Source organism: Actinacidiphila rubida (assembly GCF_900110255.1).
In the GTDB taxonomy this organism is placed as follows: Bacteria; Actinomycetota; Actinomycetes; order Streptomycetales; family Streptomycetaceae; genus Actinacidiphila; species Actinacidiphila rubida.
Map to the genome: position 1 here is coordinate 14395 of NZ_FODD01000062.1, position 22789 is coordinate 37183.

At 73.9% G+C, this 22789-nt stretch carries 16 protein-coding genes; 7 read left to right on the forward strand and 9 right to left on the reverse strand.

Going from position 1 to position 22789, the window contains the following annotated elements:
* Nucleotides 1–29: 29 nt before the first annotated feature.
* From BMW99_RS35995 to BMW99_RS36005, 3 genes are read right to left on the reverse strand one after another with little or no spacing between them, the layout of a single operon-like run.
* Nucleotides 30–476 carry a VOC family protein gene (locus tag BMW99_RS35995; RefSeq protein WP_069466661.1) on the reverse strand — a complete coding sequence of 149 codons (447 nt, stop codon included), beginning with the start codon at nt 474–476 and terminating at the stop codon, nt 30–32.
* Between the two features lie 43 nt (nt 477–519).
* The gene (locus BMW99_RS36000; protein WP_069466660.1) at nt 520–717 is read right to left on the reverse strand and encodes a hypothetical protein; all 198 of its coding nucleotides are present in this window, start codon (nt 715–717) and stop codon (nt 520–522) included.
* Between the two features lie 21 nt (nt 718–738).
* Nucleotides 739–1164, reverse strand: a complete 426-nt coding sequence (locus BMW99_RS36005) for an organic hydroperoxide resistance protein (RefSeq protein WP_069466659.1) — start codon at nt 1162–1164, stop codon at nt 739–741.
* Nucleotides 1165–1517: 353 nt separating this feature from the next.
* Between BMW99_RS36005 and BMW99_RS36010 the strand changes: the two genes are divergently transcribed.
* The gene (locus BMW99_RS36010; protein ID WP_407640352.1) at nt 1518–4280 is read left to right on the forward strand and encodes a helix-turn-helix transcriptional regulator; all 2763 of its coding nucleotides are present in this window, start codon (nt 1518–1520) and stop codon (nt 4278–4280) included.
* 68 nt (nt 4281–4348) lie between these two features.
* Here the strand turns inward: BMW99_RS36010 and BMW99_RS36015 are convergent, their stop codons facing one another.
* Complete coding sequence (locus BMW99_RS36015; RefSeq protein ID WP_069466658.1) at nt 4349–5152, reverse strand: alpha/beta hydrolase; 804 nt, start codon at nt 5150–5152, stop codon at nt 4349–4351.
* A gap of 255 nt (nt 5153–5407) precedes the next feature.
* On the opposite strand from BMW99_RS36015, the gene BMW99_RS36020 reads away from it, so the two are divergent.
* Nucleotides 5408–5929, forward strand: coding sequence for an SsgA family sporulation/cell division regulator (locus BMW99_RS36020; protein WP_069466657.1), 522 nt, complete (start codon nt 5408–5410; stop codon nt 5927–5929).
* 82 nt (nt 5930–6011) lie between these two features.
* Here the strand turns inward: BMW99_RS36020 and BMW99_RS36025 are convergent, their stop codons facing one another.
* Nucleotides 6012–8000: a S53 family peptidase gene (locus tag BMW99_RS36025; RefSeq protein WP_107451730.1), complete on the reverse strand. Its 1989-nt coding sequence runs from the start codon at nt 7998–8000 to the stop codon at nt 6012–6014.
* Nucleotides 8001–8408: 408 nt separating this feature from the next.
* A complete protein-coding gene (locus BMW99_RS36030) occupies nt 8409–9224 on the reverse strand; it encodes a lysozyme (RefSeq protein ID WP_079176300.1) in 816 nt (271 codons plus the stop codon).
* Nucleotides 9225–9387: 163 nt separating this feature from the next.
* Between BMW99_RS36030 and BMW99_RS36035 the strand changes: the two genes are divergently transcribed.
* Nucleotides 9388–10203, forward strand: a complete 816-nt coding sequence (locus BMW99_RS36035; protein ID WP_075018268.1) for an SCP2 sterol-binding domain-containing protein — start codon at nt 9388–9390, stop codon at nt 10201–10203.
* Between the two features lie 28 nt (nt 10204–10231).
* Here BMW99_RS36035 and BMW99_RS36040 read toward each other — a convergent pair whose 3' ends face one another.
* Nucleotides 10232–12199, reverse strand: a complete 1968-nt coding sequence (locus BMW99_RS36040; RefSeq protein ID WP_069463449.1) for an APC family permease — start codon at nt 12197–12199, stop codon at nt 10232–10234.
* 460 nt (nt 12200–12659) lie between these two features.
* On the opposite strand from BMW99_RS36040, the gene BMW99_RS36045 reads away from it, so the two are divergent.
* On the forward strand, nt 12660–14960 hold the full coding sequence (locus BMW99_RS36045; RefSeq protein ID WP_075018269.1) for an alpha-N-acetylglucosaminidase: 2301 nt from the start codon (nt 12660–12662) through the stop codon (nt 14958–14960).
* 85 nt (nt 14961–15045) lie between these two features.
* On the opposite strand, the gene BMW99_RS36050 is transcribed toward BMW99_RS36045, so the two are convergent.
* Entirely contained in the window at nt 15046–16815 is a 1770-nt protein-coding gene (locus BMW99_RS36050) for an LCP family protein (RefSeq protein ID WP_079176301.1), read from the reverse strand.
* 259 nt (nt 16816–17074) lie between these two features.
* On the opposite strand from BMW99_RS36050, the gene BMW99_RS36055 reads away from it, so the two are divergent.
* Nucleotides 17075–17317, forward strand: coding sequence for a hypothetical protein (locus BMW99_RS36055; RefSeq protein ID WP_069461673.1), 243 nt, complete (start codon nt 17075–17077; stop codon nt 17315–17317).
* Nucleotides 17318–17963: 646 nt separating this feature from the next.
* Here the strand turns inward: BMW99_RS36055 and BMW99_RS36060 are convergent.
* Nucleotides 17964–18818, reverse strand: coding sequence for a hypothetical protein (locus tag BMW99_RS36060; RefSeq protein WP_069465683.1), 855 nt, complete (start codon nt 18816–18818; stop codon nt 17964–17966).
* Between the two features lie 179 nt (nt 18819–18997).
* On the opposite strand from BMW99_RS36060, the gene BMW99_RS39655 reads away from it, so the two are divergent.
* Both BMW99_RS39655 and mgtA read left to right on the forward strand, forming a co-directional pair.
* Nucleotides 18998–19471 carry an ArsR/SmtB family transcription factor gene (locus BMW99_RS39655; RefSeq protein WP_079138766.1) on the forward strand — a complete coding sequence of 158 codons (474 nt, stop codon included), beginning with the start codon at nt 18998–19000 and terminating at the stop codon, nt 19469–19471.
* 46 nt (nt 19472–19517) lie between these two features.
* Nucleotides 19518–22160, forward strand: a complete 2643-nt coding sequence (gene mgtA / locus BMW99_RS36070; RefSeq protein ID WP_079176303.1) for a magnesium-translocating P-type ATPase — start codon at nt 19518–19520, stop codon at nt 22158–22160.
* The last annotated feature ends 629 nt before the right edge of the window (nt 22161–22789 follow it).

The following is a 22789-nucleotide window of genomic DNA, read 5'->3' on the forward strand; positions in this document are numbered from 1 at the left end:
CCGGCCGCGGGTGTCGGCGGGCGCGTGGGTCAGCGGCCGGGGGCGCGCTGGGTGACCTCCTGGAGGAACCACTCGTTGCCGTCCGGGTCGGTGAAGGCGGCGAAGGTGCCGTAGCTGGCCCGCTCGGGGTGCGGTCCGGGGATCCGGTAGGCGTCGCCCGCGTGGCGGAAGGCGCCGGTGGCGTCCCGGAAGGGCCCGGTGACGTCGACCCCGCGGGAGGTCAGCTCCTCCTGCGCCTTGGTGATGTCGGTGACCGTCAGCTGCAGGCCGTGCAGGGTGCCCGGGGCCTGCGCGGTCAGGCCCTCGCCGAAGATGACGGACGCCTCGGACCCGGGCGGGGTCACCTGCACGATCCGGTAGCCGTCGTTGATCGGGAAGTCGGCGTCCAGGCGCCAGCCGAGCCGCTCCACGTAGAAGCCCTTGGCGCGGACGGCGTCCGCGACCGGGAGGATGACGACTTCGAGCTTCATGTCCATGGCTGTGCTCTCGCTCTCTCTGGTCAGGCGGGTCGGGGTCGGTTCAGAGGAAGGGGGCCGGGCCGGGGCCGTGCCCGAACAGCACGGCGCCCTCGGCCCAGTTCCAGACCTGCTCGGCGGTGGGCCACGCGCGGTCCCGCGGACCCGCCGCGTCCCGGGGCGGCCGCCCGGCGACGGGGGCCGGGGCCCGGCCGGTGGCCGGGCGGCGCCGATCGGCGATCCGTGCGCGGGTGCGTGTCATGGCGGCCCTCTCAGCGGCGGGTCAGGCGGCGGTCGCGTGGAGGGTGACCGGGATGTTGCCGCGGGTGGCCTTGGAGTACGGGCAGATCTGGTGGGCGGCGTGCGCGAGTTCCTCGGCGGTGGCCTGGTCCACGCCGCCGATCTCCGGGCTGAGCACCGCGGACAGTGAGAACTCGCCGTCGTCGCCGTGGGTCAGGGTGATCTCGGCGGTGATCCTGGTGCTGGTCAGCCGGACCTTGCGGGTGGCGGCGGCCCGGCGGAGCGCGCCGAGGAAGCAGGCGGCCCAGCCGGCGGCGAACAGCTGCTCGGGGTTGGTCGCACTCCCGGCGCCGCCGAACTCCTTGGGGATCGCGAGGCCGGTCTCCAGCAGGCCGTCGGACGACTGGACGTGACCGCCGTTCCTGCCCTCTCCGTCGACGTCGACGACGGCGGTGTAGCTGACTGCCATGACTGAGCTCCCCATCTGAACGGAAGGACCTGGACCACCTCCGACCGGCCACTTCTGCATGTCACCGGTTGAGCTGGTGACGTCATCATGGCAGTCCTGTTCGTCACCCGTCAAGGTGGTGATGCAGGGAGCCTTCGTGCGCACACCTCTCCGGCCGCTCCCGCCGTCGGCGGGGCACACGTTGCTCGCGCGGGAGTGCCGGGACAACAGGGGCAGGTGTGTCAGGAAACGCGGGTAACCAGGGCAATTCACCGATCCCGCGTGACTCCGGGCACCCGGGCGATCTAGTGTTCGTTCGGAGAGGTGAGAGCGGTGGGCACGCCAGAACTGGTCCACGTGTGAAGGGGGCAGGGATGGTGGAGTCGGTCGTGGGCACGATGGTCGGTCGCGAGCGCGAGCAGGGCGTGCTCGCGGAGTTCGTCGCGGCACCCGGCGGCCGGACCCTCGTCCTGCGCGGCGACACCGGGGTGGGCAAAAGCGCGCTGCTGGCCCACACCGCCGACCTCGCCGCGGCCGACAAGAACGCGGTGATCAGAGCGGCCGGCGTCGAGGCCGAGTCGGACCTGCCGTTCGCCGGGCTGCACCAGTTCCTGTACCCGGTGATGCCGCACATCGACCGGCTGGACGAGGGCCGCCGCCGGGTCTTCGACGTGGTCTTCGGCCGCGGCGACGGCACACCTCCCTCCGTCATGACGCTCGGCATCGCCGTCCTCGACCTCCTCGCCTCGGCCGCGGCCGAGGCACCCCTGCTGCTCGTGCTCGACGACGGGCAGTGGTTCGACACCGCCAGCACCGAGGTGTTCGGCTTCGTGGGCCGCCGCCTCACCGGCAGTGCGGTGAAGCTCGTCGTGGGCCTGCGCTCCGAGGTCGTCTCGGGCTTCGACACGGCGGCGCTGCCCGAACTGCCGGTCACCACGCTCTCCGAGGCCGCCTCGGAACAGCTCCTGGACCAGCGCCACCCCGGCCTCGACCCGCAGCTGCGCCGCCTGGTCCTCGACGAGGCCCAGGGAAACCCCCTGGCCCTGCTGGAACTTCCGCCCTACCTGCGCGGTGGCCTGGCCGGACGCAACCGCAAGGAGCTGTTCGGCTACAGCGGCATCCCGCTGCCGCAGCGCCTCCACCAGGTGTACGGCGCGCGGATCGAGGCGCTCGGCGCCGCCGAACGCGCCGAGCTGCTGCGCGGCGCGCTGGACGGCGTCGGGGCCGGCACGGCCGGCGGCCGCGCGCACGGCGCCCGCTACCGCATGGCCGACGTCGACGAGGCCGCCGCCTGCGGCCTGCTCGACGTCGACCCGCTCGGCGGCGACTTCCTCTTCCGCCACCCGCTGGTGCGCTCCACCGTGGTGCAGCTGGCGACCCCCAACGAACGGCGTGCGGCCCACGCCGCGCTCGCCCTGGTCCACCGCGAGGACGTCGAGCGCCGGGCGACCCATCTCGGGGCCTCGACGGTCGACCCCGACGAGCAGGTCGCGGCCGCGCTGGAGGCCGCCGCGGACTCCGCGACCCGGCGCGGCGGTGCGCTGGCCGCCGTCGCGTGGCTGACCCGCGCCGCCGAGCTGAGCGAGGACCGCGACGAGCGGTCCCGGCGCCTCGGCGACGCGGCCTTCATCGCCGGGCACGCCGGACTGCTGGACCAGGCCCAGCAGCTGGTCAGCTCCGACACCGCCTCGGGACCGGACGAGTCCCCGGCCTCCGTCGTCACGGCGGCCTACGTCGCGCTCTACGAGGACGGCGACGTGCGCTCGGCGCAGCGCCAGGTCGTCACGGCCGTCGAGAGACTGCGGGACGGCGGGGCCCGCGAACCGGGCGAGGTGCTCGTCCGGCTCGTCAACCTGCTGCTGGCGATCGACCAGTACGCGGGCGACGCGGCGGCCTGGGAGCAGACCCACGCGCTCCTCGGCTCGCTGGGCCACCTGGTCCCCGCGAACTCCCGCATCTACCAGGACGCGTGGAGTGACGTGGTGCGCCGCGGCGCCGGGGCGGCCGAGCGCGTGGACCGCGCCTTCACCGAACTGCGCGACGTCGAACCGTGGGACGTCACCCGCCTGTCCGTGGCCGCCTACCACCTGGACACGCTCGGCCGGTACGGGGCGCACCTGCGGCGCATCGTGGACCGCGAGTTGGACACCGGCGCCATGACGATCGGTGTGACCATGCTGCACCTGATCATGCTCGACCGGATGGCCGCCGGCGACTGGGACGAGGCCGAGCGGACCGGGCAGCGCGCCCTGGAGCTGACCGAGGCGCACCGCCACCCGCTGTTCGCGCACCACACCCGGGCGTACCTCGGCCAACTGGCCGGGCTGCGCGGCCAGGTGGACCGGGCCCGTGAGCTCCAGGCCGTCGTCGACGCCTGGGCCCGCCCCCGGGGCGTCGGCTTCCTCACCCAGATCGCCGACGCCATCGGCACGACCGCCGCGCTCAGCGAGGGCGACTACGAGTCCGCCTACCTGCACGCCATCGGCATCACCGCGCCCGGCTCCTTCCAGCCCTGCGCGCACCAGGCGTCCCGCACGCTGCTCGACCTCGTCGAGGCGGCCGTGCACACCGGCCGCACCGAGCAGGCCCGCGGGCACGCCGTCGCCGCGCGGGACGCCGGTCTGCCCGCGATCTCCCCGCGCCTCGCGCTGATCACCTACGGCGCGCTCGCCATGACCGCCACCGACGGCACCGAGGCCGACGAGATGTACCAGCGCGCCGAGACCCACCCGGCGGGCGCCGACTTCCCCTTCGAACTCGCCCGCGTCCGCCTCGCCCACGGCATCCGGCTGCGGCACACCCAGGGGCGGAAGGCGGCGCGGCACACCCTGACGCTGGCCGCCGAGACCTTCGAGCGGATCGGCGCCGTGACGTGGACCGAGCGCGCCAGGGCCGAACTGCGGGTGGCCGGCACGTCCGCGCTCGCCCCCGCGGCCCATCTCGCGGCGCTCACCTGGCAGGAGCGCCGCATCGCCGACCTGGCCGCGGCGGGCCTGACCAACAAGGAGATCGGCGAGCGGATGCACCTGTCGCCGAGGACCGTCAGCTCCCACCTCTACCGGGTCTTCCCGAAGCTGGGCATCACCTCCCGCGCCGCCCTGCGCGACGCGCTCGGCAAGATCCCCGGCGACTCCTGACCCCGGTGACGCCCGGCCCGGGCGGCGCCTGACCCCCGTGACGCCCGGCCCCCTCGGCCGGCCGGATGTCAGCCCTCCGGCAGGGGGCGGATGCCGCGTTCGGTGAGCCAGCCCAGGACATGGTCGGCGACGAGCCGCCACCCGCTGTCGACGACCAGCGAGTGCGCCCGGTCGGCGAACTGCTTGAGGGTGGTGACGGCGGTGGAGTCGCCGTACTCCTTGTACACCGCGCGCGTGACCGCGTCCGGCACGAGCCGGTCCTCCTGCCCGGAGATCAGCAGCAGCGGTCCGCGCCGCGCGTTGGCGACGTCGGCGGCGGCCCGCGGGCTGCGTACCGCCCCGGCGCACCCGAGGTCGGTGAGCAGGCGGCGCGGCGCGGGCGTCACGTAGCGCTCGAAGAGCCGGTCCGCCTCCTCCGCCGCCACGGTGCTGGCGAACAGCTCCCGGAACACCTCGGGTGTCAGCGTCACCAGCGGGTCGGCGGGGCCGTCCGCGGCCGGGGTCCACAGGCGCGCCGGGGACGGGGGCAGCGGGACGGCGTTGACGGGCGCGGGGGCGATGGCCACCGCGGCCCGTCCGACGTTGGCACCGATCAGGTGCTGCGCGATCAGCCCGCCCACCGAGTGCCCGATGATGACCGGTGCGATGTCGAAGGAGCGCACGATGTCGGCGTAGTGGTCGGTCAGCGCGTCCAGGCCGAGGTCCGCGAGGGACTCCGGGGAGGCGCGCACCTCTCCGGCGGTGCCCGGCTCCCCGGGCCAGCCCGGCGTGAACGCCAGGAACCCCCGGCTGGCGAAGCGCTCCGCCCACGACTCCCATGAGAGCGCGTGCAGCCACGCGCCATGGATGAAGACGACGGGAGTACGGTTCACGGCTGGGCCCTCCGAGCAAGACGACCACCCGGCTCCGACGCTCGGGCGACGGTTCCAGGATCGTCCGGGGCGCGGGCCAGGGGCGACAGTCGAATGACTTAATGTCGGCCGCCCGCAGCGCCGGGCGGGCCCAACGCGACCGCGGTCCGCGCCGGAACCCGTCATGGACGACGGTCACTTTGCTTATGTGCGCGGGCCCGGCGGAGGCCAGAGTGAGTCGGGCCAGCGTCCGCAGCAGAGAAGGAACCATCGGTCATGAGCGGCGATCACCCCCGAGTCCAGGCCCTCCGGGCGGCACCACGCGCCTGCGAGCTCGTCCTCGGCGTCGAGCGCGTGCTCGACGTCGACGCCCGGCAGCCCATCAGGGCGGAGTTCCGGTTCGATCCGGCCGATCCCCTGACGGTGTCCGTCGAGTTCATCGTCCACGGCGGCCCGCGGGTGCTGTGGCGCATCGGCCGGGACCTGCTCGCGCAGGGCCTGCACGCGGTGAGCGGCCTCGGCGACGTCCAGATGTGGCCGTCGCACCCGCAGGAGCGGGCGACCGCCCGGCTGCGGCTGTCGGCGGGGGACATGGCGGCGCTCTTCGACCTGCCCGTGCCGCCCCTGGAGCAGTGGCTCGCGCACACCTACGACCTCGTCCCCGCCGGAGCCGAACTGGCCGCGGTGGACTGGGACATGGCGGGTGCGGAGCTGCTGGACGGGCAGGAGCCGTTCGGCGGCCGGGACCTGGCCGGCGAGCGCCGGCTGTCCGACGACCAGGAGTGGCGGTCGGAGTGACCGGCTCCGGACATGCGAGGACCCGGCGGGGGAGCGGTCCCCACCGGGTCCTGGCGGTGCGGCCCTCAGGCCGCGGGGCTGCTTACCGGAACGAGTTCAGGAAGGACTCGGTCGGCGAGCCGAGGCCCGTGGCGCTGTCGTAGCCGCGGATCGCGTTGAGCGAGGTGTCCTGGCCGAACGCGACCAGGCGGACCTTCAGCGCACCGCTGACGACACCGAAGTCCACGACGCTGCTCAGCGGCGTGGTGGTCTTCCTGGCCTGCTGGTCGACCACGTCACGCAGCGTCTTCGAGTGGTCGTAGATGCTCGGGTTCGCGAAGCCGAGACCGCGGCCGTGACGGGCCTGGATGATGTCGGCCTGGACGGCGGCGAACTCCGGGCAGGAGACGCTGGTGCCGCCGTAGCCGCCCTCGCTGTACGGGGCGCCGTCGCTCATGCCGACGAGCACCGAGGTGTACAGGTCGCCGTTCATCGAGATGTCGGGCGTCACGCGCTGCGCGGTCGGGCTGGTGGCGCCCGTCATCAGCGTGTGCGACACCATCGTCGGGACCTTGCCGGCCTGGTAGTACGGCTGCGGGAAGTCCTCGCTGGTGCCGCCGCCACCGCCGAAGTAGAACGGGGCCGGCACGGCCGGCTCCCAGCTCTTGCCGTCGGCGGACAGGTTGGAGCGCAGCGTGCCCATGTCCGTCTCGAAGCCGTACGCGCCGCTCTTGCTCGACACGCCGAGCGCGGTGCCGCCGACCGAGGTCGCCCACGGGTCGGAGTCCGGCCAGTTGGCCTGGGCGCGGGCGGTGTCGGCCTGGCAGTTGACGCCGGTGGCCGCGGCGGCCGGGCTGCTGTCACCGCAGTCGCCCGCGGAGAAGCTGACGCCGATGCCCTCGATCGCGGCCTGCTTGAAGACCTGCTCGTAGGCGGCGATCTCCGACGCGGTCACGTCCGCGTTGTCGGTGGTGTGCATGACCTCGCCCCACGAGTTCGAGATCACGTCCGCGAGGTGGTGGTCGACCACGGTGGTGATCGCGCCCAGCAGGTCGTCGTCGGTGCAGGAGTTCGCACCGACGTAGACGACGCCGGCGTCCGGCGCGAGGCCGTGCACCATCTCGACGTCCAGCGCCTCCTCGGGCGCCCAGCCCTCGGGTCCGCCGCACAGGTCCTGGTACTCCCACTTGGAGGAGTCCACGACCTCGGAGTACTGGCCGGACTTGAACGCCTTGTCACCGTGGTTCACGGCGTACTGGTTGGCGTCCGCCTCCATGGTGGAGCTGCCGTACGCGTCGATGATCGCGACCTTGGCGCCCTTGCCCGTCAGACCGGAGTCGGAGATGCCGTAGGCCTTGCGCAGCTGCGACGGGTAGAACGAGCACTGGTCGAACGGGACGGCCTTGTTGGTGTAGCCGGCCGGCGCGCCCGTGGCGGTCTTCTGGCCCCAGTAGTCGGAGCACGTGGGGTCCGTCGGCAGGCCCGCGGCGGGCTTGGCGCCCTTGTCCGAGCCCGCGTCGGCGCGGTGCGAGTCCGGCTTGGCGGCGGTGGTGGCACCGGTGGTGAAGCCGGTGACGCCGAGGACCGCGGAGGACACCTTGGCGGGGACGACGACGTTCCGGGAGGGCGCGCGCCGCACCGAGCCGCCCACCTTGTACTGGTGGATGGTGGTGCCGAACGCCTTGCTGACCGCGGCGCTGGTACCGCGGACCGTCAGGGCGTGGTCGGTGGTGCTGAGCACGGTGAGCCCGGCGTCCTCGGCCCACTTCTGCACGGCGGCGATCTGCCCGGCGGTGGCGCCGAACTTGGCCTTGTACTCGGCCGCGCTGAGGTACTTGCCGTAGCTGGCGCTGGACGGGTTCGAGACCGCGGTCGCGTAGGCGGTCTGCCCCGCTGCGTCCCGGCCGGCCAGGTAGACCGTGCCGGTCACCGCGGTCGAGGCCGGAACGGCGCCGGCGTCGGCGGCCGCGGTGGCCCACGACGGGTGGCTGCCGGCGATGGTCCGGGCGGCCGGCGCCGGCCCGGAGGCCTGCGACGGGACGGCGAGCAGCAGCGAGCCGGACACCAGGGCCAGAGAGGCTCCTGCGACCACGGCTACGCGGGCCCGCCGAACACGGGGGTTGCGTATGTCGGTAATGACGACTCCAACGTGAAGGTCGGTGGGATACGTGAGCGTGGGGGTGGTGTGTCAGCTGTGCGGGTGTGGCGAACGCCCATGCGAGCGCTGGGCGTTAGTGTGCCCCGCTCGTGTTTCGGGTGGAATAGCCAACTGTTCGCCGCGGTACGGCCTTTACCTAAAGCAAAGATTCGACACGCGGTCACATCCGCCCAGAACGGCACGAGGTGGGCGCGCCCGGGCCCCGCGCCGCCCCCGGCGTCCCGCTGAGCCCGTACCGGCGTCCGTATATCGCGGCGACGGCGCCGGACGCGGCGCCGGACGCGGCGCCGGACATGCCGAAGGGCGGCGGGGCGGTCCACCGCCCCGCCGCCCTTCGGGACGTCAGGTGTTGTTGGCGAGGTTGCGCAGGCCGCTCATGGGGCCGTTGAAGTAGTCCTGGTCACCGGGGAAGGTGCCGGAGTCGGCGTGCTGCCAGAAGGTGTAGAACGGCCAGCCGGCCGGCAGGGTGCCGGCGGACGAGGCGTAGCGGGCGACGAACAGCGGGTCGTGCGAGGCGAACGCCGTGGTGTTGCCGGTGCACGTCGTCCACCAGTTGGTGCTGGTGTAGATCGTCGCCCAGCGGCCCGTCCTGGTGTGCACGCGGTCGATGAACGCCTTGATCCAGCCGCGCATCGCGCTCTGGCTCAGGCCGTAGCAGGCGGCGCCGTCCGGGTACTCGATGTCCAGCAGCGGCGGCAGCGTCTGGCCGTCCTTGGACCAGCCGCCGCCGTGCGAGACGAAGTAGTCCGCCTGGGCGGTGCCGCCGGAGGTGTTCGGCGTGGCGAAGTGGTACGCGCCGCGGATGAAGCCGGCGTAGTAGGAGTTGGTGTAGTTCGCGTTGAAGTACGGGTCCTTGTACGTCGTGCCCTCGGTGGCCTTGATGTACGCGAACTTCGCACCCTTGGCGTAGGCGGCGGGCCAGTTGATCGTGCCCTGCCAGTTGCTCACGTCGAAGCCCGGCGTCTGCGTCACGCGCCTCAGTCGCGGGGTCACCTGCCGGACGGCGGCCCGGCCCTCGTGGGTGCGGATCGACGATCCCATCCAGTCGCGGTCGGGGTGGGGCAGCCGCTCGCCGGGGGCGGCGGTGGCGGACGTCCCGGTGATACCGGTCAGCAGGGCGGTCAGGGCGATCAGTACGCCGCCGACTCTCCGGAGCATGCGGGCCTCCAAGGGCAGGGGAGAGGGCCTTGTATGCGTCATTTGACCAGTTATTCGGCTTTGTTCGACGGTGGACGCGCGGGCCGACCGGGTGCTCTCGGCCCGCGCGGCGACGAGCCCGGGGCCTGGACAGACGTACGGGTCTGGGACAGGCTTCTCCCTCATGACCGTCGCCCCGCCCCCCGCCCCCGCCGTCGGGCCGCCGCTGTCCGACGCCATCGGCGCGGCCGCGAGCGGCATCGCCGACCTGCTGCGTTCCTGCGACGACGGCTCGGTGCCCATACCCGGCGCGACCTGGACGGTCGCCGAGGCCGCCGCGCACCTGGCGCTGGCGAACGAGCTGATGGCGGGTCTGGCGGCGGGCCGCCACCTGCCGTACGGCGACGGCACCCCCGGCAGCCTGGCCGCGGCCAACGAGGAGTCCCTCGCCGCGTACCCCGAACGGGACCCGGCGGTGCTCGCCGACGCCGTGGTCCGCCACGCGCTGGCCTTCACCGAGGCGGCCGTCTGGCGCTCCGCCACCGAGGAGGTCGTCAGCCCGCTCGGCCGGATGGACATGGCCATGCTCGGCAGCTACCTGCTCACCCACATGCTCGGCCACGGCTACGACATGGCCGTCGCCCTGGGACGCCGGCACATGATCGACGCCCGCACCGTCGGGCTGACCGTGCCGTTCCTGCGCTGGGGCATGCCGCGCGTGGTGAACCCCGCGGCCGCCGCCGGGCACGGCGGCTGCTACCTGCTGCGGGTACGCGGCGGCGGGCGGTTCGCGGTGACCTTCACCGACGGCATCGCGCAGGTCAGCGACCAGCCGTCGCGCCGCCCCGACTGCACGATCCTCTGCGAGCCGGTGACGTTCCTCCTGATCGCCCTCGGCCGCTGCACGCCCACCGCCGCCATGGCCCGCGGCCGGATCCTGGCGTGGGGCCGCCGGCCCTGGCTCGCGCCCCGCTTCCCCACGCTGTTCACCGCGCCCTGACGGCCCGCGGGCGGCCGGCCCGCCCCGCTCAGCCGACGTGGACGCGCGGGCGGCGCTTGGGATCGGACTCGGCCTCGCGCAGCACCTCGCGGGTGACCGGCGCGACCTCGCCGTGGCCGAACAGGAAGAACCGCAGGAAGTTGGCGAACGGGCTGCCCTCGGTCCACTCGAAGTAGATGTGCGGGATGCAGCCGGTGCTGTCCCGGACGTGCAGCAGCATCGCCGCCAGCGCGTTGGGCACCGAGGTGCCCTCCAGCGTCAGCACCCGGTAGCGGTTGTGCATCACCTCGCCGCGGACGGTGACCGCGGACTCGAAGTCCGACGCGTCGCGGACGGTGACCTCCACGAAGACCACGTCGTCCTCGGGCGTCAGGTCGTTGTCGTAGCGGATCTGGTGGACCTTGTCCCGGTACTCCGCCGCGTCCCGGTTGTCGGGCTCGTTCGCGATGAACCGGATGCGGCGGCTGGCGATGTCGCGGACGAAACGGGCCGCCATGTCGTCCATCTCCACGCCGGTCACGCGCAGCTCGAACGCCCGCGCCAGCCGGGACAGCAGCGAGATCAGCACGATGCCCGCGATGAAGCAGGCGCCGATCTTCACACCGTCGGGCCGCTCCAGGACGTTCACCACGGTCGTGTAGAGGAACACGGCCGCGATCACCGCGAAGATGACCGTCCACCGCCTGTCCTGGCTGCGGCGCGCCGAGATGGTCACGGCCACCGCGGCCGAGCTCATCAGCACCAGCACGCCGGTGGCGTAGGCACCGCCCTGCTTGTCGACGTTCGCGTCGAAGATCCAGGTGACCAGGAACGCCACGAGCGTGAAGACCAGCACCATCGGGCGCACCGCCCGCGCCCAGTGCGGCGCCATCCCGTAGCGCGGCAGGTAGCGCGGCATCAGGTTGAGCAGACCGGCCATCGCCGAGGCGCCGGCGAACCACAGGATCGCGATCGTCGAGAAGTCGTAGACCGTGCCGAAGCCCGACCCCAGGTACTCGTGGGCCAGGAACGCCAGGGCGCGGCCGTTGGCCGGGCCGCCGGGCTGGAAGTCCTGCTTCGGGATCAGGACCGTGGTGATGAAGCTGGTCGCGATCAGGAAGCAGCTCATGATCAGGGCCGCCGTGGTGAGCAGCTTCTTGGTGTCCCGGATCCGGCCCGTGGGATGGTCCTCGGTGTCGTCGTCGTCACCCCGGACGTGCGGCATGACCGCCACGCCCGTCTCGAACCCGGACATGCCCAGCGCGAGTTTGGGGAAGATCAGCAGGGACACGCCGATCATCACGGCGACGTTGCCGCGCTCCGCGGTCAGCCCGCTCGTCCAGTCCGTGACCAGGTGCGGGGCCGTCAGCACGTGGTACAGCCCGTCGACCACCACGACCACGTTCAGCACCAGGTAGATGCCGACCAGCACCACCGCGACGCCGATCGCCTCCAGGAAGCCCTTGAGGAAGACCGCGCCGAGCAGCGCGACCAGCACCAGCGTCACCAGCATCTGATGGCTGTGCAGGCTGCTGGAGAAGTGCGGGTTCTCCACCAGGTGCGTGGAGGCGTCCGCCGCCGACAGCGTGATCGTGATGAGGAAGTCCGTCGCCGCGAAGCCCAGCAGGGCCAGCACGAACAGCTTGCCCTTCCAGAACGACAGCAGCCGCTCCAGCATCGAGATGGAGCCCGCGCCCTGGTGGCTCTCCTCCGCCACCCTGCGGTACACCGGCAGCGCGCCCGCCAGCGTCACGATCACCAGCACGATCGTCGCGATGGGCGACAGCAGGCCCGCGGCGAGCGCCGCGATACCCGGCTGGTACCCGAGGGTGGAGAAGTAGTCGACGCCGGTCAGGCACATCACGCGGTACCAGCGCTGCCCGCGGTGCACCGTCTCCTGCTGCTCGCTGCCGCCCTGCTGGTGCTTGGCCATGTCGGCCAGGCCCTCCAGCAGCCACCCGCGGACCCGGCCCGGGTGCGCGTCCGTGGTCGTGCCGGTGTGCTCTGCCGTGGCCATCCGTCATCTGCTCCTGTTGTCGTATGGCGGCATCCGGCCATCGCGTCACGTGCGGGTCGAGGGGAATCGACTGAGGTCAGCCTATGCGGCGCACCCTGCGGCGGCCCGCCGCCAGGGTGCCTCGCACCGGCCGCTCCGCCGCGCCGCGGAAGGTCATGGACGCGCCGTCATCGCCTCGTTCGCGCCTTGGACAGCGTGCGGGACCGGTCGCGCGGGGGGTCCACCCGGTGTCGAGTCCATACGGATTCTTAACGCGTCCATACGGTAACCCCGGACCTTCTCCCGGCGAAGCCGGTCTTTGTGTCAAATCAGCATCTTTCCGGGTGAAAGGGGTGTGGGACGCCGCCGGGGACGCCTGCCGCCCGCGCACGATGCGAGGACTCCCTCGAGCACGACGAGCACGACGACACACGCGCGTACCGACGAGCATCGACGAGCATCGACGAGAAACGAGAGCCGTATGCGTCCTCTCCGTTCCACCGCCCTCGCCGGCGGGCTGGGCCTCGCCCTGCTGGCGGGTGCCGCGGGAGCGGCACCCGCCCGGGCCGCCCTCGCCGGCCCGGGCCCGGCACCCGCCGCCTTCTCCACCGCCGCCGCTCGCGGCACCTTTTCCACCGCCGCCGCCCGCGGCACCTTTTCCACCGCCGCCGCCCGCGGCGTCGTCGACCGGATGGTGCCCGCCTGGTCACCGTCGATCGACCTGGCCGCCTGCGCGCCCGCGGCCACCGGCGCCGAACGCTACGAGATCGCCCCGCGCCACGGCCGGGTGCGGATCGCGGGCAGCTCGCCCAGCGCCCTGCTGACCGGCGTCGGCGCCTACCTCAAGGACATCGCGCACACCGACGTGTCCTGGTCCTCGGACGCCTCCGCCGAACCCCTCGGCGTCCGCGGCCGCCCGCCGCTGCCGTCCGCGCCCGTCACGCACACCGCGAACGTGCCGCACCGCGTGCTGTCCAACGACACCGCCGACGGCTACACCAACGCGTACTGGGACTGGCACCGCTGGCAGCGCGAACTCGACGTGGCGGCCCTGCACGGCATCAACGCCTTCTTCCTCCCCGTCGGCATGGAGGCCGTGTACCAGCGGACCATGCGCGACTTCGGCTACACCGCCGCCCAGATGCGCGCGTGGATGCCGATGCCGGCCCACCAGCCGTGGTGGCTGCTGCAGAACATGTCCGACCTCGCCGCGGACCAGGAGAGCCAGGCGCTGATCGACGCGCGGGCCGCGCTCGGCCGCCGCATCGCCGACCGGATGCGCGCGCTCGGCATCGAGCCGATCCTGCCCGGCTACTTCGGCACCGTCCCCGGCGGCTTCACCGCACGCAACGCCGGTGCCGCCGTCGTCCCGCAGGGCACCTGGTGCGGCGCGCAGCGCCCCGGCTGGCTCGACCCGCGCACCGCCGTGTTCGGCCGCGTCGCCGCCGCGTTCTACCGCACGCAGGCGCGGCTGCTCGGCACGAGCGGCGCGTTCAAGATGGACCTGCTGCACGAGGGCGGCAACCCCGGCACCGTCCCGGTCGGCGAGGCCGCCAGGGACGTGCAGGCCGCGCTGGAGACCGCCCACCCCGGCGCCACCTGGGTCATCCTCGGCTGGCAGCGCAACCCGACCGCCGAACTCCTCGCCGGCGTCGACCGGTCCCGCATGCTGATCATCGACGGGCTCACCGACCGCTACACCGACTCCGACCCCTCGTCCGACCCGGCCACCCGCTTCTCCGGCACCCCGTACGCGTTCGGCTCGATCTGGAACTTCGGCGGCCACACCGCGACCGGCGCCAACGCCGCCGTCTGGAACACCCGCTTCTTCGCCCAGCTCGCCACGCCGCGAACCCCGTTGCGGGGCATCGCGGTGCTGCCCGAGGCCAACGACAACAACGACGCGGCCTTCGAGTTCCTCACCGAACTCGCCTGGGCCCCGGCCCGCCCGGACCTCCCGACCTGGTTCGGGCACTTCGCCGACGCCCGCTACGGCACACCCGACCCGCACGCCGAGGCCGCCTGGCGGATCATCGGCGCCACCGCGTACTCGATGCCGGCCAACGGCTGGAGCGAGGCCCCCGACGGGCTGTTCGCCGCCCGCCCGAGCCTCGGCGCCACCCGCGGCTCCCCGACCTCACCGGCCAGGACCCGCTACGACACCACCGCGTTCGCCGGCGCGCTCACCGAACTCCTGCACGCCGCACCGCGGGTGCGGGCCACCCCGCTCTACCGCTACGACCTGGTCGACGTCGCCCGCCAGGTGCTGTCCAACCGCAGCCGGGACTGGCTGCCGCGGATCAGGGCCGCCTACGACGCCGCGAACCGCCCGCTCCTCCACGACCTCACCGCCCAGTGGCTCGGCACCATGCGCACGCTGGACGCCCTGCTGCGCACCCGCCCCGAGTTCATGCTCGGCCACTGGCTCCGGTACGGCACGCGGGCCGCGGCGAACCCGGCGGACCGCGCGGCGGTCCAGCGGGACCTGCGCACGCTGATCACCGTCTGGGCCGACACCCCCGCCGTCGCCGCCCATCTCGACGACTACGCCAACCGCGAGTGGTCCGGCCTGGTCGGCGGCTACTACCTCGACCGCTGGCAGCGCTTCTTCCACGCGCTCGACACCGCGCTGTCCACGGGCAGGCCCCCCGCCCCCATCGACTGGTTCGCCCTCGGCCACACCTGGTCCACCGCCCCCACGGTCTTCCCCACCACCCCCGCCGGCTCCCCCTACGCCCTCGCCACCCGAGCCCGGACCCTCCTGACGACCAGCGCCCTTTAGGGGCGCGGCAGCCCGGCAACGGGCGGCGCCGGAAGGGCCGGCGCCACCATGGGGCCCGCCCTCAGGGGCGGGCACCCCGCCGACGCTACGCGTCGCTGTCCGGCTTCGTCCGCGCCTCGGCGTACGCCTGCATCGGCGTCATCGGCACCCCGTTGATCTGGACCGTCCGGTACCGGCTGACCTTCGCGCAGGTGCCGGCCTGGTCCGCGGTCTGCGCGTGGCTGTTGTTGAGCGCCGCCTGCGTGTCCGCGGGCGCGGGCTTGCCCGTCGCGCCGGGGAAGGCCGTGCCGCTCTGCCAGTCCGAACCGACCACCAGCGTCAGGCCCTTGAGCGTGCCCTGCTTGAGGTGCGCGGCGGACAGGCCCAGCGAGGTGGCCACGGTCTGCGCCTCGTCCTTCTGCCCGGGCCCGTACGTCAGCGTCGTGGCCGTCGCGCTCGCGGGCGCGTTGCCCGCGCTGACCGCCTGGGTGAAGCCCTTGCCGACCAGGGCCGTCGCGACGCTGGAGGCGCGGCCCGGGATGCCGTTGCCGTTCTCCACGCGAACCGTGATCTGGGAGGCGGGGACGGGCGTGGCCGTCGGCTTGGCCGTCGCGGACGCGGCCGTCGACTTCGCGCCGGTCGCGGTGGTCAGCGCCTGGTCGTTGGCGATGGTGGAGAACAGGGTGCTCGCGCCGGCACCCACGACGACGCGGTCCACGTTCGACGGGTCGGCGGCGGTCTGCATCGTGGTGAACGTGATCCGCTTCGACGGCACCTTGTTGAGGTCGTCGGCCAGACCGATGAGCTTGGTGACGCTGCCGAGCCCGTCGTCGACCGTCAGCGCCTTGGTCGCGGCGTCCGCGAGGTGGTAGACGGCGCTGGGGTTCGTCAGCGTGCCCGCGCTCTTGAACTTGCGGATCAGCGAGGAGAGGTAGAGGTGCTGCGCGTAGGTGCGGCCGAGGTCGCTGCCGTCGCCGAAGCCGTGCCGCGAGCGCAGGAACTCCAGCGCGGCCACGCCCTTGAGCGTGTGGTCGCCCTTGGAGAGCTTCAGGTGCGAGTACGTGTCGTAGACGTTGGCGTCGACGCACACCGGCACGCCGCCGACCGCGTCGGACATCTGCACCACGCCGGAGAAGTCGACCTGCACGAAGTGGTCGATGGGTATGCCGGTCAGCTTGTGCACGGTCGCGACCTGGCACGCCTGCCCGTACGCCAGCGCGCTGTTGATCATGCCGTGGTAACCCGGCGTGGACGCGCCCGACTTGGGGTTGGTGCAGTTGGGCACCTCGGTCTCGGTGTCGCGCGGGATGCTCATCACCGTCGCGTTGGAGCGGTCGGCGGATATGTGCACCACCATCTCCACGTCGGCGTTCTGGCCGGTCTGCACGCCGGTCTTGGAGCAGCCGCCGCCGAGCTTGCAGTCCGTCGCGCTGGTCCGGCCGTCGCTGCCCATCACGAGGATGTTGATCGGGGTCCGGCCGAAGGCGTCCGCCTTCTCGTGGCCGGCGCTGTCCTTCCCCGCGCCGTCCGTCAGCGAGACGCTGGTGATGTTGCCGTTCAGGTGCTGGTAGAGCCAGTAGCCGACGCCGGCGGTGGCCAGCACCAGGACGGACGTGCAGATCGCGACGATGCGCAGCCAGCGGCGGCCGCCGCGGCGCTGCGCCCGCTTGCCGGCCTTGCGCCGGGCGGCGCGGCCGCCGGGCCCGTCGGGCTGGGGGACGGGGCCGCCCTTGCCGCGCGCCGCGGCACGAGCCGCCGCGCGTCCGCCGGGCACCGGTCCCGAGCCCGCGCCGTCGGGGCTGGTACGCGGGCGCGGCGCACGGGGGGCCTGGTCCTGCGGCGCCCGACCGGCGGGGCCGCCCCAGGGGTCCGTCATCTCCCACTCCCTTGACCGTGCAGCCCGTGTGAGGCGTGCCACTTGATACGGCGGGCGGAGCGGTGGCTCCACCCGGAAGTCACACTTGCGCGACGGCGCAAGGGTAGGTCATACCGCTGTGGGCACCCTGAGAGTCGACCGGCTGTGAGAGCCCGAGGACCCGGCGTCACCGGGGTACCCGGGCACGACGACTACAGTCGCGTAGACGTGCGGAAGGCCTCGATGGTTCCCGAATTACGCAACCTCTAAAGTGTCTGCCATGTCCGAAGCGCTGGAACGAGCAGGAGGGCCGGCGGTGGGCTGGGAGACGGCTGAGCTGGAGGGCGGACCGGCGGACGGCACGCGGATACGGGTCTCCGGACGGCCGCGGGTCCTCCAGGTCACGGCCGAGTGCCCCCTGGAAGACGCCGGCCACGACGTGCGGGTTGCGGCGGTCTACGTCTACCGCCGCGTCGGCGGCGTCCCGCCGCTGCGCTACGCCTGGGACTGGGCGAGCCCCTGAACCATCCCCCCGCTGTGCCCAACATCACACCCAAGCCGACGGGGTGCACCCGGGGCTTGTCGGCCGTCCACCGGCCGGTGGTGTGTTCGGGCTCCGGGGTGCCCCGCGCTGCGCGCTGCCGTCTGCCGGTCTCGTCGTGGCTTGTCGCGCAGTTCCCCGCGCCCCTGGCGGTGCAGGTTCGTGGGTGGGGTCAGGGGCCACTCCGGGAGTGTCTCCTCGAACTGTGCGTGCACCGTTCTTCCGTGCCCTACCCGGGCGGATGCACAGTTCTGCGGGGACACACCCGGATCGTCCCCTTCCGGCCCGTCCCCGTCTGCGGGAGGGCGTTGGCTGTGCCCCATGTCCCCCGCCGCACGGTGGATAAGCGGGAGGGGGTGGGGAGGAAGTGCTCCCCGCAGAGAAATGTGCGCGGCCCCCGGGTACCGAGACGGACGAACCCGTATGCACATTTCCGAGGAGACGCTTCCGGAGCACCCCCGACCCCACGGACAAAGGGCACGCACACCAGGGGCGCGAGGAACTGCGCGAGCAACCCACCACCGGCCGGGACGCGGCGACGGCGCCCCGGGGGCACCCCGGATGCCGAACCACCCACCGGCCGGTGGACGGCCGACAAGCCCCGGGGGCACCCCGGATGCCGAACCCATCAAGCCCCGGGGGCACCCCGCCGGCGCGAACCCTCCGTGTCGGAGGGACTGCTGAACCCGGGACTCGTATAACCCAGCTTCGGCCGCTGCCGCACCAAGCTGACCCCCCCTCCGGAGGAGGAAGAGGACGGGGAGGACGACCCGAACCCGGGGCTGGAGTACCCGAGCCGCGGCCTCTCCCGCACGAGACTCACACCCGGCCCGGGCGCAGCCCACTCCTCGGTGACGCACCGCCGCAGAAACGGCAGCACACCCTCGCGCAGCAGCGCCCGCCGCCACGCGTCCCTCGCCGCGGAGACCTCCAGCGCGACGCGCGACTCCTCCGCGTCCCGGCGGGCGGTCAGGACGAGTCCCGCCAGCCCGACGACCAGCGCGGCGCCGAACACGCCCGCCATGGTGAAGCCCACCGCGGTGAGCGACGACGTGACGCGGTGGCCGTCGCCGGCCGCGCGCAGCCCGAAGCCGAGCGCGAGGAACGCGACCGCGGCGATGCCGCTGAGCATGGGCACCAGCACGGCGAGCGTCGCCGAGACCCCGGGTCCGCCGTCCCCCTGCCCCGCGCCGCGGGACCCGCGGGAGCCACCCGCACCGCCGCGCGGCCGCGGCCCGCCCGGCCCCGAGGGCCCGTCGCGCAGCGCCGCGTACCGTCCGTACTCCCCGGCCGCCGCCGCGGCCAACCCGTCCGCCGCGGCCATCGCGCGGGCGCGCAGCAACTCGACCGCGGGGCCGCCCGGTTCACCGGTCACGCCTTCGGCGCGGCGCAGTGCGCGCCTGATCTCCTCACTGTGCAGGGCCTCGTTGAGGACCGAGACGAACTCGGTCCGGTAAGTGGTGTCCTCGTGCCCGTCGTTCACGTCCGCCCCCGATGCGCCGCCCGCGTGCCGCACCACCATAGTGATGCGAGTTGCGCGATTGCTGAAGCATGCAAGTCTGTGGCGGAATCCGGACGGCACCGCGACACCGTCCGGGCGGCGCCGTCTCCGGATGGCGGGATTCCGCCTGCCGCGCGCGGTGGGCGGCCGGGCGAGGGCGGATGCGTACCCTGGTCCCTGAGAAGGCGGCACCCAGGGAGGTTCACGTGACGAGGCCGGCCGAGCGGTTCGGCGACCCCAGCGCGGAGGTGCTCCAGGGGGCGGCCGCCGCGTTCGGGCTCCTGGCCTCCCCGATGCGGCTGCACATCGTGTGGATCCTCGCCCAGGGCGACTGCGACGTGACCGGGCTCGCCGAGCGGGTGGGCGCCACGCTGCCCGCGGTGAGCCAGCACCTGGCGAAGCTGAAGCTGGCCGGGCTGGTGCACGCGCGGCGCGAGGGGCGCCGCCAGGTGTACCTGGTGGACGACCCGGGGGTGGTGACGGTGGTGCGGGTGATGGTCGATCAGCTCGGCGGCGTCGAGCCGCCCGCGGGGGACGGACGCGGCGGCGGCCGGCGCGACGGGGAGCCCCTGCCCGTCCAGCGGCTGGGGCGCGGGCCGGCGGTGTCACGGGGCGCCCGTGGCCTGGGCGCCTGAGGGGCGGACCGCGGAGCGGGGCCCGGAGGCCGGCGGCCCCCGGGCGATGGCGCCTGCCGACACGGGCGCCGGTCCCGGAGAGCTCGCGGACGCCACCGCGCTGGAGGTGCTGCGCCGCCTGGACACCGGTCCGCGCGGACTGACGGAGGCCGAGGCGGAGGTGCGGCTCGCCCGGTACGGTGAGAACGCGGTCCCGGAGCAGCGCCCGCCGTCGTGGCCGCGGCGTTTCGCGGCGAGCGTGCGCGACCCGTTCACGGCGGTGCTGCTGTGCCTGGGCGTGGTGTCGGCGCTGGTCTCGTCCTGGGGCACGGCGTGCGTGATCACCGTTCTGGTGCTGGTCAGTTGTGGCCTGCGGTCGCGCGCCGAGCACCGGGCGGACCGGTCGGCGGCCGGACTGCGGCAGTTGGTGGCGACGACGGCCACCGTCCAGCGGCGGGCCGCGCCCGGCGCGACGCCGCGGCTGCGCGAGGTGCCGGTGGCGCTGCTGGTGCCGGGCGACGTGATCAGGCTGGGGCCCGGTGACGTCGTGCCCGCGGACGTCCGGCTGCTGCGCGCCCACCACCTGACCGTCCAGCAGGCCGCGCTGACCGGGGAGTCGGCGGCGGCCGTGAAGGAGCCGGAACCGCGGCCCGCCGTGCGGCCGCTCACCTTCGGTGCCGGGGGCGACCCGGAGCGGCCGCACCTGTGCTTCCAGGGCAGCAGCGTCGGCTCGGGCAGCGGCACCGCGGTCGTCACGGCGACCGGCCCGCGCACGCTGCTGGCCCGCGCACACCGCGGGCGCGGGCCGGCGGCGGGGCCGCGCGCGTCGGCGTTCGACCGCGCGGTCCACGGCATCTCGTGGATGCTGGTGCGCTTCATGCTGCTCACCCCGCCGCTGGTGCTGCTCGTCAACGCGGCCGTGCGCGGGCGGGGGCTGGAGACGCTGCCGTTCGCGGTGGCGGTGGCGGTCGGCCTGACGCCGGAGATGCTGCCGGTGGTCGTCGCGACGGTGCTGGCCCGCCGGGCCGCCGGGCTGGCCCGCGACGACCGGGTGATCGTGCGGTGGCTGCCGGCTCTCCACGACCTGGGCGCGATGGACGTCCTGTGCACGGACAAGACCGGCACCCTCACCCTGGACCGCCCCGTCGTCGAGGCCGCCTGGGACCCCGGGGGGCGCCCCGACCCCGGTGTCCTCGGCTGGGCGGCCGTCAACAGCCTGTGGACACTCCACCTCGCCGACCTGCCCGCGCCCGACCCCCTCGACGAGGCCGTCCTCGACGCCGCGGGCGCGACCGCCGGCGGCCGGGACGCCGGCCGGTGGGAGGGCGTCGCGGCGCTGCCGTTCGACCCGGGCCGGCGGCTGTCCACCGCGGTCGTGCACCGCTCCGGGCAGCGGGCACGGCACACGCTGGTGGTGAAGGGCGCGGTGGAGGCCGTGCTGGAGCGCTGCACCCGCGTGCGGGCCGCCGGCTCCGGCGAACCCGCGGCGGCCACCCGCCCGCTGGACGAGGCCGAGCGCCTGCGCCTGTCCGAACGCGCCGCGGCCCGCGCGGCGGAGGGCCTGCGGCTGCTCGCCGTCGCCGTGGACGAGCGGCCCGCCCGTCTGGGCGGCTACCGCGCGGCCGACGAACACGGCCTGGTGCTCGTTGGGTTCGTCGCCCTCCGCGACACCCTCGCGCCGACCGCGGCCGCCGCGCTGGCCGGCCTCGCCCGGCGCGGGATCGCGGTGAAGGTCGTCACCGGCGACCACCCCGGGACCGCCGCCCGGGTCTGCCGCGACCTCGGCTTCGCCCCGGGCGACGTGGTCGACGCCGGCGCCGTCGATGCCCTGTCCGACACCGAACTCGCCGAACTCGCCTCACGCACGGCCGTGTTCGCCCGCTGCACGCCCGAGCACAAGGCCCGCATCGTGCGGGCGCTGCGCGGCGCCGGGCACGTCACCGGCTTCCTCGGCGACGGCGTCAACGACCTGCCGGCCCTGCGCGCCTCGGACGTCGGCATCTGCCCCGGCGACGCGGTCGACGTCACCCGGGACGCGGCCGACGTGGTGCTCGCTGCCAAGGAACTGACCGCGATCGACCACGCGGTCACCGCGGGGCGCCGCAGCACCAGCGCCCTCGGCACGTATCTGCGGGTCGCGCTCTCCTCGAACCTCGGCAACGTCATCGCGATGCTGGCGGCCGGGCCGCTGCTGCCGTTCCTGCCGATGCTGCCCGCGCAGGTGCTGGTGCAGAACCTCTGCTTCGACGCGGCGCAGCTCGCGTTCGCCGCGGATCGGCCCGCGCCGGGCGTGCTCCGGCGGCCGGCGGCGCTGCGGCCGCCGGACTTCCTGCGCTTCATCGCGGTCTTCGGGGTGCTCAACGCGGCGGCCGACCTCGGCATTTTCGCCGTGCTGCTGGCCACGGTGCCGGCGGTGCACCACAGCACCGGGCAAGCGGCGTTCCACGCCGGGTGGTTCACCGAGAACCTGATCACCCAGGCGCTGGTGATGTTTTTGCTCCGCCCGGGTCGCGGGGGGTGGGCCGGTACGCCCGCGGCGATCCGCGCGGCGTCCGCGGCGCTGGCCGTCGTCGGGGTGCTGCTCCCCCTCTCCCCGCTCGCCCCCGCGCTTGGCATGGCCGCGCTCCCCCCCACCTACTACCTCCTCCTGACCGCGGTCCTCACCCTCTACGCCGCCGCTCTCCGCCAACGGGGTGCCCCCGGGGCTTGATCCGGCCTACGGGGTGCCCCCGGGGCTTGATCCGGCGTGTGCCGCGCCGTCGTGGCTTGTCGCGCCAACGGGGTGCCCCCGGGGCTTGATCCGGCCTACGGGGTGCCCCCGGGGCCGATCCCGCGTGTGTCGCGCCGTCGTGGCTGGTCGCGCCTACGGGGTGCCCCCGGGGCTTGATCCGGCGTGTGCCGCGCCGTCGTGGCTTGTCGCGCCGTTCCCCGCGCCCCTGCGGCTTCCGGGGTGCCCCCGGGCCGCCGTGCCCGTCTGCCGACCGGTGGCCGGTTGCTCGCGCAGTTCCTCGCGCCCCTGGCGGTGCAGGTTCGTGGGTGGGGTCAGGGGCCACTCCGGGAGTGTCTCCTCGAACTGTGCGTGCACCGTTCGTCCATGGGGGAGCCCGGGTGGATGCACAGTTCTGCGGGGACACACCCGGATCGTCCCCTTCCGGCCCGTCCCCGTCTGCGGGAGGGCGTTGGCTGTGTCCATGTCCCCCGCCGCACGGTGGGTAAGCGGGAGGGGGTGGGGAGGAAGTGCTCCCCGCAGAGAAATGTGCGTGGCCCCCGGGTGCGGATGTGGACGAACCCGTATGCACATTTCCGAGGAGACGCTTCCGGAGCGCCCCCGACCCCACG

What these genes read in the sequence shown, in the direction of transcription:
- BMW99_RS35995 (WP_069466661.1), bottom strand. Translation starts at nt 476, where the DNA reads ATGGACATGAAGCTCGAAGTCGTCATCCTCCCGGTCGCGGACGCCGTC.
- BMW99_RS36000 (WP_069466660.1), bottom strand. Translation starts at nt 717, where the DNA reads ATGACACGCACCCGCGCACGGATCGCCGATCGGCGCCGCCCGGCCACC.
- BMW99_RS36005 (WP_069466659.1), bottom strand. Translation starts at nt 1,164, where the DNA reads ATGGCAGTCAGCTACACCGCCGTCGTCGACGTCGACGGAGAGGGCAGG.
- BMW99_RS36010 (WP_407640352.1), top strand. Translation starts at nt 1,518, where the DNA reads ATGGTGGAGTCGGTCGTGGGCACGATGGTCGGTCGCGAGCGCGAGCAG.
- BMW99_RS36020 (WP_069466657.1), top strand. Translation starts at nt 5,408, where the DNA reads ATGAGCGGCGATCACCCCCGAGTCCAGGCCCTCCGGGCGGCACCACGC.
- BMW99_RS36030 (WP_079176300.1), bottom strand. Translation starts at nt 9,224, where the DNA reads ATGCTCCGGAGAGTCGGCGGCGTACTGATCGCCCTGACCGCCCTGCTG.
- BMW99_RS36035 (WP_075018268.1), top strand. Translation starts at nt 9,388, where the DNA reads ATGACCGTCGCCCCGCCCCCCGCCCCCGCCGTCGGGCCGCCGCTGTCC.
- BMW99_RS36040 (WP_069463449.1), bottom strand. Translation starts at nt 12,199, where the DNA reads ATGGCCACGGCAGAGCACACCGGCACGACCACGGACGCGCACCCGGGC.
- BMW99_RS36045 (WP_075018269.1), top strand. Translation starts at nt 12,660, where the DNA reads ATGCGTCCTCTCCGTTCCACCGCCCTCGCCGGCGGGCTGGGCCTCGCC.
- BMW99_RS36050 (WP_079176301.1), bottom strand. Translation starts at nt 16,815, where the DNA reads ATGACGGACCCCTGGGGCGGCCCCGCCGGTCGGGCGCCGCAGGACCAG.
- BMW99_RS36055 (WP_069461673.1), top strand. Translation starts at nt 17,075, where the DNA reads ATGTCCGAAGCGCTGGAACGAGCAGGAGGGCCGGCGGTGGGCTGGGAG.
- BMW99_RS39655 (WP_079138766.1), top strand. Translation starts at nt 18,998, where the DNA reads ATGCGTACCCTGGTCCCTGAGAAGGCGGCACCCAGGGAGGTTCACGTG.
- mgtA (WP_079176303.1), top strand. Translation starts at nt 19,518, where the DNA reads ATGGCGCCTGCCGACACGGGCGCCGGTCCCGGAGAGCTCGCGGACGCC.